At 57.8% G+C, this 12,570-nt stretch carries 10 protein-coding genes and 1 pseudogene; 5 read left to right on the top strand and 6 right to left on the bottom strand.

Annotated elements, in window-relative coordinates; translation table 11 throughout:
• A partial coding sequence (gene rfbB / locus AB0N24_RS22755) for a dTDP-glucose 4,6-dehydratase (protein WP_364129428.1) occupies positions 1-980 on the bottom strand: 980 nt, incomplete at its 3' end.
• 55 nt (positions 981-1,035) lie between these two features.
• Between rfbB and rfbA the strand changes: the two genes are divergently transcribed.
• The 5 genes from rfbA to AB0N24_RS22730 all read left to right on the top strand — a co-directional run bounded on the left by rfbA (position 1,036) and on the right by AB0N24_RS22730 (position 7,336).
• Positions 1,036-1,896 (top strand): glucose-1-phosphate thymidylyltransferase RfbA, encoded by an 861-nt coding sequence (rfbA, locus tag AB0N24_RS22750; protein ID WP_364129436.1) that lies wholly within the window; start codon positions 1,036-1,038, stop codon positions 1,894-1,896.
• A gap of 277 nt (positions 1,897-2,173) precedes the next feature.
• Positions 2,174-3,334 (top strand): glycosyltransferase, encoded by a 1,161-nt coding sequence (locus AB0N24_RS22745; RefSeq protein WP_364129426.1) that lies wholly within the window; start codon positions 2,174-2,176, stop codon positions 3,332-3,334.
• A 41-nt stretch (positions 3,335-3,375) separates the two neighbouring features.
• Positions 3,376-4,485, top strand: a complete 1,110-nt coding sequence (locus tag AB0N24_RS22740; RefSeq protein ID WP_364129423.1) for a glycosyltransferase family 4 protein — start codon at positions 3,376-3,378, stop codon at positions 4,483-4,485.
• The gene (locus AB0N24_RS22735) at positions 4,482-6,386 is read left to right on the top strand and encodes a glycosyltransferase (protein ID WP_364129420.1); all 1,905 of its coding nucleotides are present in this window, start codon (positions 4,482-4,484) and stop codon (positions 6,384-6,386) included. The genes AB0N24_RS22740 and AB0N24_RS22735 overlap by 4 nt, the downstream gene beginning before the upstream one ends.
• Before the next feature lie 5 nt (positions 6,387-6,391).
• Positions 6,392-7,336, top strand: coding sequence for a hypothetical protein (locus AB0N24_RS22730; protein ID WP_364129418.1), 945 nt, complete (start codon positions 6,392-6,394; stop codon positions 7,334-7,336).
• Positions 7,337-7,595: 259 nt separating this feature from the next.
• On the opposite strand, the pseudogene istB reads toward AB0N24_RS22730, so the two are convergent.
• From istB to AB0N24_RS22705, 5 genes and pseudogenes are all read right to left on the bottom strand, one after another.
• Positions 7,596-8,353, bottom strand: a pseudogene (gene istB / locus AB0N24_RS22725) (IS21-like element helper ATPase IstB).
• Positions 8,350-9,390 carry an integrase core domain-containing protein gene (locus AB0N24_RS22720; RefSeq protein ID WP_364129416.1) on the bottom strand — a complete coding sequence of 347 codons (1,041 nt, stop codon included), beginning with the start codon at positions 9,388-9,390 and terminating at the stop codon, positions 8,350-8,352. Before AB0N24_RS22720 ends, istB begins: the two are co-directional and overlap by 4 nt.
• Positions 9,391-9,750: 360 nt before the next feature.
• Positions 9,751-9,966: a hypothetical protein gene (locus tag AB0N24_RS22715; RefSeq protein ID WP_364129413.1), complete on the bottom strand. Its 216-nt coding sequence runs from the start codon at positions 9,964-9,966 to the stop codon at positions 9,751-9,753.
• A 280-nt stretch (positions 9,967-10,246) separates the two neighbouring features.
• A complete protein-coding gene (locus tag AB0N24_RS22710) occupies positions 10,247-11,347 on the bottom strand; it encodes a hypothetical protein (RefSeq protein ID WP_364129410.1) in 1,101 nt (366 codons plus the stop codon).
• A gap of 163 nt (positions 11,348-11,510) precedes the next feature.
• A complete protein-coding gene (locus tag AB0N24_RS22705; RefSeq protein WP_364129407.1) occupies positions 11,511-12,434 on the bottom strand; it encodes a glycosyltransferase family 2 protein in 924 nt (307 codons plus the stop codon).
• Positions 12,435-12,570 lie beyond the last annotated feature (136 nt).

The raw sequence follows: 12,570 nt of genomic DNA, 5'->3' as shown, positions 1-12,570 counted from the left end.
TACTTGGCTTCGGTCTGGGCTTTTTGCGGCCGCCACCAGTTTTCGTTCTCGCGGTACCAGGCGATGGTGTCTTCGATGCCGGCGTCGAAGTTGGAAAACTTCGGTGCCCAGCCGAGCTCGTCGCGGAGTTTGGCGGAGTCGATCGCGTAGCGCAGGTCGTGTCCGGGCCGGTCCACGACGTGGTCGTACGCGTTACGGGGCTGGCCCATGTGCTCAAGGATCAGCTCCACGACGTCCTTGTTGTTCTTCTCGCCGTCCGCGCCGATGAGGTAGGTCTCGCCGATGATGCCTTTGTCGATGATCGCGAGCACGGCCGAGGAGTGGTCGTTGGCGTGGATCCAGTCGCGGACGTTCTCGCCCTTGCCGTAGAGCTTGGGGCGGATCCCGTCGATCACGTTGGTGATCTGGCGCGGGATGAACTTCTCCACGTGCTGGTACGGGCCGTAGTTGTTCGAGCAGTTGCTGATGGTCGCCTGCAGCCCGAAGGACCGCACCCAGGCGCGGACCAGCAGGTCCGAGCCGGCCTTCGTGGAGGAGTACGGGCTGGAGGGGTTGTACGGGGTGGACTCGCTGAACCGTTCCGGGTCATCGAGTTCCAGGTCCCCGTAAACCTCGTCGGTGGAGATGTGGTGGAAGCGCCTGTTATGCTTCCGGGCGGCCTCGATCAGCGTGTAGGTGCCGATGATGTTCGTGTCCAGGAACGGGCGGGGGTCATGCAGGGAGTTGTCGTTGTGCGACTCGGCCGCGTAGTGGACCACCACGTCGGCGTCGGCCACGAGCGTCTCGACCAGGGCGGCGTCGCAGATGTCGCCCTGCACGAAGCGGAAGCGCTCCTCCGGAAGGCCCCTCAGGGATTCCAGGTTGCCTGCGTACGTCAGCTTGTCCAGGACCGTGACGTGGTCCTCGGTGTTCTCCAGAACGTAGTGGACAAAATTTGAACCGATGAAGCCGGCACCGCCGGTGACAAGTATGTTCCCCATGAAGTATGACTTTACCGGTTTGCGGAAGTGCCACGAACACGAAATGATCTGCCATATGCGAGGAATAATCTTGGCTGGGGGAACTGGATCGCGTTTGCACCCAATTACCCTCGGCATCAGCAAACAACTGGTCCCTGTCTACGACAAGCCCATGATCTACTATCCCCTGTCCACCCTCATCCTGGCCGGCATCCGTGACATTCTGATCATCACGACGCCTCATGATGCCGAGCAATTTCAGCGTTTGCTTGGAGATGGCTCCCGGTTTGGCGTTAATCTGACGTACATTCAACAACCCTCGCCTGATGGATTGGCGCAGGCTTTCACTCTCGGCGCGGATCACATCGGTACAGAATCCGTCGCGCTTGTGCTGGGCGACAATATTTTCTACGGACACGGCTTGGGCACGCAGCTTCGCCGGTACTCAGACGTTGACGGTGGTGCAGTGTTTGGCTACTGGGTTCAAAACCCTAAGGCTTACGGCGTTGTCGAATTCGATGACGCTGGAAGGGCAATTTCGCTTGAGGAGAAGCCCGAGAACCCGCGAAGTCACTATGCGGTTCCGGGATTGTATTTCTACGACAACAATGTGGTCGACATCGCTAAGAACCTCGTTCCGTCAGCGCGGGGCGAGCTGGAGATCACAGACATAAACCAGACGTATCTCGACCGCGGAAAACTGCAGGTTGAGGTACTGCCAAGGGGAACAGCCTGGCTGGACACAGGAACTTTCGATGACCTGAGCGATGCGTCCAACTTCATTAGGACTGTGGAAAACCGCCAAGGCCTCAAAGTTGGAGCGCCTGAGGAGATCGCCTGGAGACAAGGATTTCTCACGGACGACGAACTACGGCGTCGGGCCGAACCGCTCGTCAAGAGCGGTTATGGATCCTACCTTTTGAGCCTGCTCGACTGAACCGAGACCTACAGGGACAGTTGGGTGCGGCTTCCGATATCGGAGCGTATCCACAGAAATCTAGGGCGTTGCTTGTGCTAGTGTAAGCGCGCCGGCGTACCCAACGGAGTGCCCTCAGGAGCCGTGTTGGACGAGGAGCCGGAACCCGCGAAAGCGTCCCACTACTTGCATAGCTGCGGGAGGCGAAAATCAATCCCATACGCGCCACAATTTTTCGCAGACGGTCGTGTAATAAATCGGAAGAGTGGCAGTTGTGAACCCGGAGGTACAGACAGGCATGTCAAAGTCGGTGGCGATAATTGGGACACGTGGTTACCCGAGTTACTACGGAGGCTTCGAAACCGCCGTCAGGAAGCTTGCACCTTTTCTGGTGGACAGCGGTTGGGACGTCAATGTGTACGGGCGAGTCGGTGCCACGAAGGATGCAGATCCTACGCGGGATAGTCGTGTTCGCACCACAACAACTCTCGGACTTGAAAATAAATCGCTTAGTACGCTCACATTTGGCCTGACGTCAGTCCTTCATTCAATGTTTGTTAAGCCCGACGTCGCCTTGGTCATGAATGTGGCGAATGGCTTTTGGCTCCCTCTTCTCAGCCTGCGCGGTATTCCTTCCGTCGTGAATGTCGACGGGATTGAATGGGAGCGCGCAAAATGGGGGCCGTTGGCCAAGTTTGTATTCAAACTCGGGGCGCGATTTACGGCACGGTTCGGCACTGTGCTAGTCAGTGATTCAACCGAAATTCAACGCCGCTGGAAGGCGGACTTTGGGCGAGATTCCGTCTTTATTCCCTATGGGGGCGACGCTCCGGGACCGACCGAGGTGCTGCCTGGGCTTGAACACGGGGCCTACGTTCTAATGGTGGCGAGGTTCGTCCCAGAAAACACTGTGGCTGAGTTCTTTGAAGCCGCGGAGCGCATCGCTCAAGACCATCCGGTGGTTTTGGTGGGATCAGCAGGATACGGAGGCGTATTGGACGATCTAGCCTCCGGCCTTAGTAGTCGCCATTCAAATGTTACGTGGTTGGGCCATGTAAGTGATGACCAAAAACTATTGTCACTTTGGCAGCACGCAGGGGCCTACTTCCACGGGCATAGCGTGGGTGGAACTAACCCTGCCTTGGTCCAGGCAATGGCATGCGGAGCCCCCGTAGTTGCTCGCCGGACACCGTATAACATGGAGGTCCTTGCCGACGAGACATATCTGGTCGACCCCGATCCTGTTGCGATTGAGGCCGCTATTATGCGACTGATGAACGACTCTTCGGCACGAGGCCAAGCAGGTTCCTTCAACAGCCAGCGTGCTCGTGCGCACTACAATTGGCCGGATGTTTGCGGCGCTTACGAAAAAACGCTTGACGGGGTGCTTGGATTTTATAAACGAGGGCGTCAGGTCAGTCTCGCAGCAGGAATCGCTACGAGGTCGCCCGAGAAATAGATTCGAGAGGATACCGCAGTTTTGGATACTTGGAGGCATCCTTGAATGATCCCGATTTCATGAGTATTAGAATTCGGCCCGAACTAAGAGCCGCGCAAGTGAAGCGAGCTTCCGGCATGGTGCCCGCGCTAACACTCTATTTCGATGAGAAATACGATCTTGGCAAGACTCCCGTCCCTGATACCTTTCGCAAGGTCACCATTTTTCAGTGTCTACAAGTAATTGCACGCTCGAATTCTCAAATCCTGGAAGTTCCTGAGCCGCTCTGGCTTCGATTTGCACCGAAGAATTTCCTAATTTTGGCGATCTGGAAATTATCGGGCCTCTTTAGGTTCCGGCGAAGAACTGCAGTCACTTACGCCATTGAAAACAATGATTTCAAAAGCTTGTTGTCGCCTCAAACAAGAGTGCACCCAATGATTGAACGAACACTTCGTATCGTGGCAGGCGCTGCTATTTCCCTAGTTATTGACCGAATAGCGTTCGGGAGTTCTGCGTCAATGAAGCTTTACCACTCCCTGGCTGGCTTAGACCGGGTTGAGCAGCGGCTCATTGAGGAGTTGCCTGCAAGGAGCTCGGACATCCGCGAGAGGGTGTACGGCAAGAAGGCAATTTTCGTCGGTGAACTAGACGATAGAAAGGGCATCCTGAATTTGATGGCGGCGTGGCCAGCTGTGGAAGCCTCGGTGCCGGGGGCATTGCTGAATGTGGTGGGCAACGGTGGGCACTCCAAGGCCGTCGAAGCATGGTGCCGCGAACGGCCGGAATCGAGAGTTTTTTGTGGCCTTCTGGCGCACGATGAGACCGCGGCCCGCATTTCCGAGGCGGATGTCCTTATTGCCCCATCGAGAAGGTTCGGAAGGTGGCGGGAACAGATCGGCTTGCCGATAGTCGAAGCGCTGTCGATGGGGCTCACTGTGGTTACGACCGACGAAACGGGGCTGGCTACTTGGCTGCTGGAACAAGGACATTCGGTGATTCCTGAGGCCAATGTTGAGCAGCAGCTAGCGGTTGCAATTATCCAGGCCGTGGAATCTCCGCTCAACCGCGAGGAAGTTCGACAGTCGTTGCCGCTCATTCCCGGGCGTATCTCGGCTGATTCCTGGCTTCACACAGGATACCTACAAGAAACTCCTGAGGACATGAAATGACCTTGACCGACATAGCGGTTGTTGTAGTCCACCACCGCAGCTACGACACGTTACCAATCACTGTCGAACGGCTCATCTCCGAGGGCATCGTACCCTCGAATCTCCTCGTTGTTGACAACAGTGAAGACCCGGACAACGCCGATCGGTTGAAAGGATCGCTTCCAATAGGTGTGAACTTGGTCTTCTCGTCGAATTCTGGATATGGGGCGGCCGTGAATCACGGCGTGAGCTGGCATGCTAAAAATACTGCCCGTACCGAATTCTTACTGATTTCAACCCATGAGTCTCTACCTGAGACCGGCGCCGTACAGGCACTGCAGACTGCGCTTTTGGAGTGCGGAGAGGCTGCGGTCGTGGGGCCCGCGCTGGTAACGGGTGTTGAGTCGGAGACCATTTGGTCATCCGGCGGCTATTTGTCGCCGCTGTTGGGACTGCCTCGACACCGGCAGCACAAGGCACCACGCGCGGAGCTAGTGGATTCTGGGTTCCGCTCCGTTGAGTGGGTAGATGGCGCCTTCCTGATGATTCGTCGATCAGTCATCGAAGAAAATGTCATCGACGAATCCTATTTCTTATACATGGAGGAAACCGACCACCAACAGGCACTCCGCCGCAGTGGTTGGAAGGTGCTCATCCAACCTTCTGCAATCGTGTGGCAGAGCTCTGGTGGAGTGCCTCCGTATTATCAGACACGAAATATTCAGCTGTTTCAAGACAAGAACGGCACAAGGTTCCAGCGTGCAGTTTCGGCTCCATACATCGTTGGTCATTCCGTACTTCGTGACGTCGTCAGGCGAAACGGTACTTCGCAGTGGAAGCAGCTCATTGCTGGTTGGCGGGCAGGGACTTCATTTCAGCGCGACTCCGGGGCAAGGTCGATTTGCGGAGTCAGGATAGTTAATCCGCTGGGAGGCGCTCTTTCCCACTACACAAATGCCTTGGCAGTTTTGCTGCGGACTTCAGGGGCGCATGTCGAGGTGCAGTCTATTGAGGAGCCGTCGTTGTCCGGGCGCGGCCGGCTTCACTGGCTTCTCAGCTACGTGAGGCTCCTTAGCGACTCCGGGAGGTCGGCACGGAAGAACGAATATTCTCAAACGCTCGTAACCTGGCCTGTCGTCGGATTCGTGGATCTACTTTTGGTACGGGTCCTCTGTGGGAAGTCAGCGGCGATTGTTTATCACGATCCCAAGCCGTTGGTGCGCTCGATCGGCAGCGGTCGCCTCGCTGCCAAGCTTGTCTCGATGTTCCCAAGCCGGCCGCGGGTCGTGGTCCACAGCGCTGCGGCTTCGGAGGCCATGCGAAATTGCGGATTGGACTCAAATCTGGACATTCTCGCTCATCCGATGCTGCCTCCATTGCTCAGAGAAAGCGAGTCGCGCATACCGACGGTCCGACGTCCAGTGATTCGTGTTCTGGGACAGTTCAAACAGGATCGTGATCTTGAAGTCCTTCAGGCTCTGGCTGCGGAATTTGAACCTGAATACGACTTGGAAATTGCTGGGCGAGGATGGCCCGCTGTCGATGGATGGAAAGTGGATTCGCGCTTCGTCACAGAAATTGAACTTGATGAGCTAGTACGATCCAGCGATGTTATTGTCATTCCATACAAACGCTTCTATCAGAGCGGGATTGCGATTCGCGCGCTTGAAGCAGGAACTCCCATCGTCGGGAGGGCAGGAACTAGCCTAGTCGAGCTATACGGCCCGAATTCTTCGCTCCTCGTCACCGACCAGACTGAAGATGACGGCGCCTCGGCTCAAGCGTGGGCCGCGGCAGTTCGCTACGCCGTTCTACACGGGAAAAACGAAGTGGCTGATGCGGCAAACGCTATGTTCAAGTCTGTAGCGGCGGACTGGCAGAGTTGGACGTCGGGGACACCGACATCGACGAGAAGGAACTAAGACCCTTGGCATACACCCTGCTGGCAATTGGCCCAGAGAACGCTGCTGCCGACCGTGCTTGGTTGAAGAACCCAAAGATTGGGCGAGTGATGCGGCAGCCATCATCTGCGGTTGCTGGCAAACGGTTCGGATCCAGGGTCTTTGGGATTGGGATCGATTCTCTCTTGCTCGCGTTGCGCACTCTTCGGCCTGGGATCAAGGGTCCTTATCTGGCGAACAACCCGTGGATTGGCGCCGCTCTCCGTGTTACGGGAAGGAAGAATTTTGTTGTCACAGGTATTTACGCCGAGCCAACGAGTCGAAGCTGGAGGGTCCTGCGCAGGCTTCTAGGCGATGCATTGGTGATTGCCTTGTCTGAATCAGAGGTTGGACCGTGGAACGCCGCGGGTGGCCGAGCCAACGCAGTCCTATACGGAAATACGTTTAGCTACCCGGCAAAGTGCGCGTCTCAGATGTTCCACGTCTTCGTCGGTGGTTCTTCGGATCGAAGCCCGGAAGCAATTCGTGCGTTGGAAGAAGAAGTACTAACAAGCAACAGTCCTGTCCGGCTGACCTTGGCAACAGGAGAGCTGGCTTCGGAGAAGGTGTCGGGCGAAAACGTGGTCAGCCGGCCCGGCCCGCTGAATCAGCGCGACTTCGGAGCGCTGATGAGTACGGCCTCCATCGTATTCCTTCCGCTGCTCGACGGGACACGAGCCGCGGGGCACATGGTGCTGGTCGGAGCAGCTGAAAGTGGAATCCCCGTAGCCGTCACTCCAAGTCGTGGCATGGCAGAGTACGTAGTCGATCCTGCAGTGAGCCTATGCGATGCTGATGGACCTTTGTTGCCTCAGCTGCAGGCCATTTCCTTGAGTCGAATGGAACAGGCCGCGTCGATACGCCGCCTCTGGAACGACACTTTTAGCCTGGACGCGTATGTCGCGCGCGTGTGCAGCTTACTGCGTTCATAGCCATTCTCAGTGGAGCGCTACCGAGCTTCCGCAACATTCCGACATCGCGTAAGTGAGCAAGACGGCCACCATGCGATCTCCCCCCGCTAGACCCGACTCGGCGTAGGAGGTCGGCAACGGGAGACGAGCGTTGAATCCCATCGTCGGGCTGCAGATTGCCATAGAGAGTTAGGCGCCGTGATCCAAGTGTTTGTTGTTAACGCCAACCGAAAATAGGGCCATTAGTGCCAATTGAAAACGGGGCCACTGGGTTGTGGTTCTATTGTGCCGTACTGGCGGCGGGCTGGTGTTTCTTGAGCCGGTAGCTGTTGCCTTTGAGGCTGATGACCTCGGCGTGGTGGACGATCCGGTCGATCATGGCCGAAGCGATGGTCAGGTCTCCGAAGACGTCGCCCCAGCGGGCGAACGGGAGGTTCGACGTCAGGATCATGGAGGCGTGTTCGTAGCGGCTGGTGACGAGCTGGAAGAAAAGGTTCGCGGCGTCCTGATCGAACGGGATGTAGCCTACTTCGTCGACCACCAGGAGGCTGTAGCGGCGGAGTTTGACTAGTTCCTGGGCGAGTTTCCCGCGGGAGTGGGCTTCCTGGAGCCGGGCGACCCAGCCGGTCGCGGAGTCGAAGAGTACTCGGTGCCCTGCCTTGGCTGCCTTTATGCCGATGCCGACCGCGAGATGGGTTTTGCGGTGCCGGGCGGCCCGAGGAGGACCACGTTTTTGGCTTCGGAGAGGAACACCCCGGTGCCCAGGTGCGCGATGAGGTTCCGGTCCGCGGAAGGCTGGTGGTCGAAGTTGAACTCTTCCAGATCCTTGTGTGCCGGGAACCTCGCGGCCTTGATCCGTGTCGCCGCTCCGGAGGCTTCGCGTTCGGAGACTTCACGGGAGAGGACGGCGGCCAGGTACTCCTCATGGGACCAGCCGGCGTCCCGGGCCTGGTCCCCGAGCCGGCGGAACCCATCGCTGATCCGCGGTGCTCGCAGTGCCCGGGCGTAGTACTCGATCTGCGACGGTGTCCCGGTCATGAGGCCACCTCGAGAAGCGCAGGCTGCTGGCCGAGGTCGATGCCGAAGATCTCGTCGTAGGCGGCCAGATCCCGCACCTCCACTGCTTCCTCGGGTTCGGGGCGGTGGACTCTTTGGGTTCGGAAGTCTCGCCGCATCACCGCTGCGCGGGCCACGTGGGCCGGATCGGTCAGGACCAGGTGCCGGGCCCATGCTCGGACATGGGTGGCGATGATGACCCCGTCGTGGGTGACCCAGACGGTATCCAGGTGAGCGACGACATCCACGATGCGCCCAATGAACGATGGGTCCACGGAATAGTCGTTGGAGAACACCCGCACGTAGTAATCCCGCGGCAACCGCACCGCGTTGCGGAACACCGCTTCCGGGCTCACCGGCGGCAGTTCCCGCATCCTTTCCCGGTCCAGGACGATCAGCTCGTCCGGGCGGCCGTGGCGGGACCGTGAATACCGGTGATTCGCTTTGGGCAGCCAGTCTTCCAACTGGCCGTTGAAGTCCGCTGGTGACCGGAAGTCCCGGCCCGGCATGAAGCGTTGCCGGAAGAACCTGTTCATCCGCTCGACCATGCCCTTGGACTCCGGATCCCGCGGCGGAAGCAGCTTGATCTCCAATCCCAGGGACCCGGCGAACGCGGCCACCGGCTCCGTGGGCCGGCGCCTGCCGATGCCGGACTCGTTGTCCCACAGCAGCCTGGACGGAACCGCCTGCGCGTCCTGCAACAGAGTCCACATTCCGCCCAGAAGGTCCGGCGTCGTCCGCGACGGCAGCATCCGCGCCTGGATGAATCCCGAGAACGCCGAGGTCATCACCAGCACCGGCGGCATGTCGGACTGGCCCTCACCGACGGGCAGCGGCTCGTGTGGGAACCAGAGATCGCACTGGACCTGGAACCCCGGCTCGTGGACCAGCCGGTCGGCCGGGTCAGGCGGTGCGTATTCGGGCCGGATCACGGCGACCTTTGCCCGGAACAACGACGCGGAACCGGACCAGCCCACCCGCTCCGCCAGAGTCGCGGCCGGCATCGTCGGCGTCTTCACCAACAACTCCCGCACCCTGGGAGCAAAGTCATCAAAACTCGATACTCCGGATGCCCGCTGATACTTCGGCGCCCGGTCCGACTCCAGTGCCCGGTCCACCCGTTCCGCGGGAAACCCCCACGATCCTGCCGATCTCCCGCTTCGAGTGCTTGCCCGGCGAAAACAGGTGGCGTATCTCCGCCCAATCATCCAAATTGATCACCTTCCATAATGGTCGGTGGCCCTATTTTCAGTTGGCGTTCCTGGCCCTATTTTCGGTTGGCGTTAACATTTGTTAGTCGTGCTCACAGTCCGACCCTCATGAGCCATTCCCGCAGCGACGGCTAGGTCCTCTCGGACCGCAGGGCAAGGCCAGTCGCTTCAGAAGACGATCTTGTGGGTTGGGCCGGTGGGCCGACTGAAAACTAGCTTTTCATAGGAAAAAGGCAGAGGTCGGCCATCGGTACGTTGGTCGAACGGACCAAGCGCTTCATCATCCTCGTACATCTGGCAGGCAACCGCAGAGCAGAGAATCGGCACGACCGGCTGGCTGAAACGGATGAGCCCCCTCTCAGCCCATCCCTGCTTTTCCTCCATCTGGGATCATGGCACTGAAATGACCTGCCATCAGGACTTCACGCAGCCGACTCTCCTACCGGTGTACTTCTGCCATCCCGCCGCCCCTTCGCGGTGCGGCTTGAATGGCCTGCGTTGCACCTCTCGTGGCCGCGGATGGTCTTGCTAGTCGCCTCGATGATCGTGAAGACGCCGACAGGCGACGACACGAGTGTGGACGGCAACACCGCCCTAACATAGGCCCAAAAACACGGCTCTACGTCATGCCACCCCGGCGAACCTGGGGTCCCTCAACACCCTTCTAGGAAATCCCCGGATAGAACAAGCTTGCAACCCAAATGGCCGCGAGACTCAGGGTTATCAGCCCAGTTACGCAGGACATGACTCGGGCCCGCAATGCCACAAGAATGAGGAAGCCGGAGGCCGCGTCCACAAGTGCATAGGCACAGAGCAGGGCAATAAGACCAAAACCGTCAGACTGCACAGAAACTGCAACTGCAGCGACGATCATCGGAACTACGGCGAGAGTAATGCGGGAGGCGCTGGGGGGAAGAAAGCGAAACATCATTCTTTGGGCTACTGATGCTGCCGCGGCTGCCAGAAGCCAGAGCGCGACGACGAGGACCTGGACGAAATGCTCGGGAAGGAAGAGCCCGCCCGCCACAAGGATAACTAGGCCCAAGGAACCAAGAATTACTGTCAGGATACTCAGAAATCGCCGGGCCTCCGTGGGAGATTCGGTGTTTTGATGAACGAGCAACGGCATAACGGCGTTGACGAATGTGGCCGCCACTGAGCCAACAATTTTCATGGGAAGAGTGAGCAATGTGAGAGTGGACGGCGGCAGGACCAGTGCCAGGGATTGCACAATCATCAGGCCGCCGTATCCTACGAATGACTTACTAAGAAACCAATAATGAGCAGAGTGTTTTCGGCCGGGAACTGCCGGTAGACCGTCAAGGACGTGGATACCCACTTTGACACGGGCCATAACTACCAGGAACCCGCCGTTGGCTATGGCGAGTGCTACAAACATAGCCGTGACGGTTGCCGTCGAAGAGGGCCAAGGGAGCAGCATTACAAGTGTTGCTAGGACGTTGGCCGGCAGCGCAATCGCTGCCATCCAGTGTGGCCGGCCGTCTGCCTCCGCGAAGACCGCCAAGAACCAGAGCCTCGCCTGAATAACAGCATTGACAGCGGCCAAGATGAGAATGGGGGCTATGTCCAGCGAAACGCGACCTTGAATGCTCAGCCAGCCTGAGCCGGCAGCTACAGCCAGGAGAGCGGCAACCGGTACCAAGCGTCCAAAACGCAGGGCACCGCGTCGAGTCACGCGATCTTGGTTGAGCAGCATCGGATAGAGGACGCCAACGATCAGGATCTGTGTCGGCAGGTTTCCCAAGTTAAAGAGATAGAAATAGGCGTCCGTCGCATTGCTAGGACCATGCCTCCACAGGAGGGCGCCAAGTTGCAGAAGACCAGAAGCCTGGGAAGCCAAAGACAAGACGGGGGCTCGCAGATGGGCGCGCCTTGACTTGAGCATTCTCGTCAACTTGTGCAGTACGCTAGCGCCCATATCGTCGTCCAATACTGCCAGCGAGGGATCCTCTTAGGAGTGCCGAAACTCGGCGTATCCGATCCTCTTCAAACATTGCGACAATCATTGATTTGCGGACCAAGATCAAATACGTCGCCACCAGACCCCGCCTCTGGACTTTGAGCTCCCGTGGTGAATTACGGTGCTTGCGCGCGTAATTAATCATGTCTCGGGCCATGTGATAGCTACGGAATGCAGAATGGTGGTAGGCGATGAAGCGCCCATGGCGGGTGATCTTGCCAATCTCGTGAAGGAGCGAGGCTTTCGTGTCTCTGATGATACGAAAGCCACCCTCTCGAACGCGCAGGCAGTAGTCAAAGTCCACAAAATCGATAAAGAACGCTTCGTCGTAACCACCGACGCTGTGCCAGGTTTCGACATTGTTCAACGACCCGGAAGTAATGCAGTAGTTCACTTCTTCCCGCCGCTGTTGCTCGGCGAGAGGTGTGCGATCAGAACGATCAATGATTGCTGGCGCAACAATTCCTACGTTCATGGCGGCATTCTGCATCAGGATACCGACCATGCCCGCGGAGCAGACGGAGTCCTGGTCGAGCATTATGGTCCAAGAAGCACCGAACTCTTTTGACCACTGCATGACTTGGTTCAATGCCTTGGAAATTCCAGAATTTTCGATATTTCCTTGGAAATGCGTTCCAGGAAAATGCTGTATCAATTCCCGTATGGAGTCGGAATCGATCGAGGCGTTGTCAACTACGATAACCGCGTCCACCTGATCAACAATTGCGTCTAGGTTCTCCCGAAGACGAACCAAGTCCGGATTGAACGTGACGATTCCAGCGACCGTTCCCAATTTGTTTTTGATTTTTGGCTCCAAAATTTGCGGGGCGGTGCCCAGTTTCGGTAATTGCCCACGAATTTCCGGGTTCAACTGCTAGTCATCTGGGCTGACGGTAGCCGTCAAATACGCACTCAATTGATTTTTGAACGTTCCGCCGTAGAGCCTTGTGCCCATTGTTCAATGGAGTCATGGCTCAATCTTCTTGCATGAGGTACGAAGGTCGATT

The sequence above is a fragment of the Arthrobacter sp. NPDC093128 genome (genome assembly GCF_040683875.1).
GTDB lineage: Bacteria > Actinomycetota > Actinomycetes > Actinomycetales > Micrococcaceae > Arthrobacter.
This window is presented reverse-complemented; position numbering and strand designations above follow the sequence as displayed.

Bases quoted from the DNA above. Each gene is read 5' to 3' on its own strand.
- rfbA (WP_364129436.1), top strand. From the start codon at position 1,036: ATGCGAGGAATAATCTTGGCTGGGGGAACTGGATCGCGTTTGCACCCA.
- AB0N24_RS22745 (WP_364129426.1), top strand. From the start codon at position 2,174: ATGTCAAAGTCGGTGGCGATAATTGGGACACGTGGTTACCCGAGTTAC.
- AB0N24_RS22735 (WP_364129420.1), top strand. From the start codon at position 4,482: ATGACCTTGACCGACATAGCGGTTGTTGTAGTCCACCACCGCAGCTAC.
- AB0N24_RS22715 (WP_364129413.1), bottom strand. From the start codon at position 9,966: ATGGAGGAAAAGCAGGGATGGGCTGAGAGGGGGCTCATCCGTTTCAGC.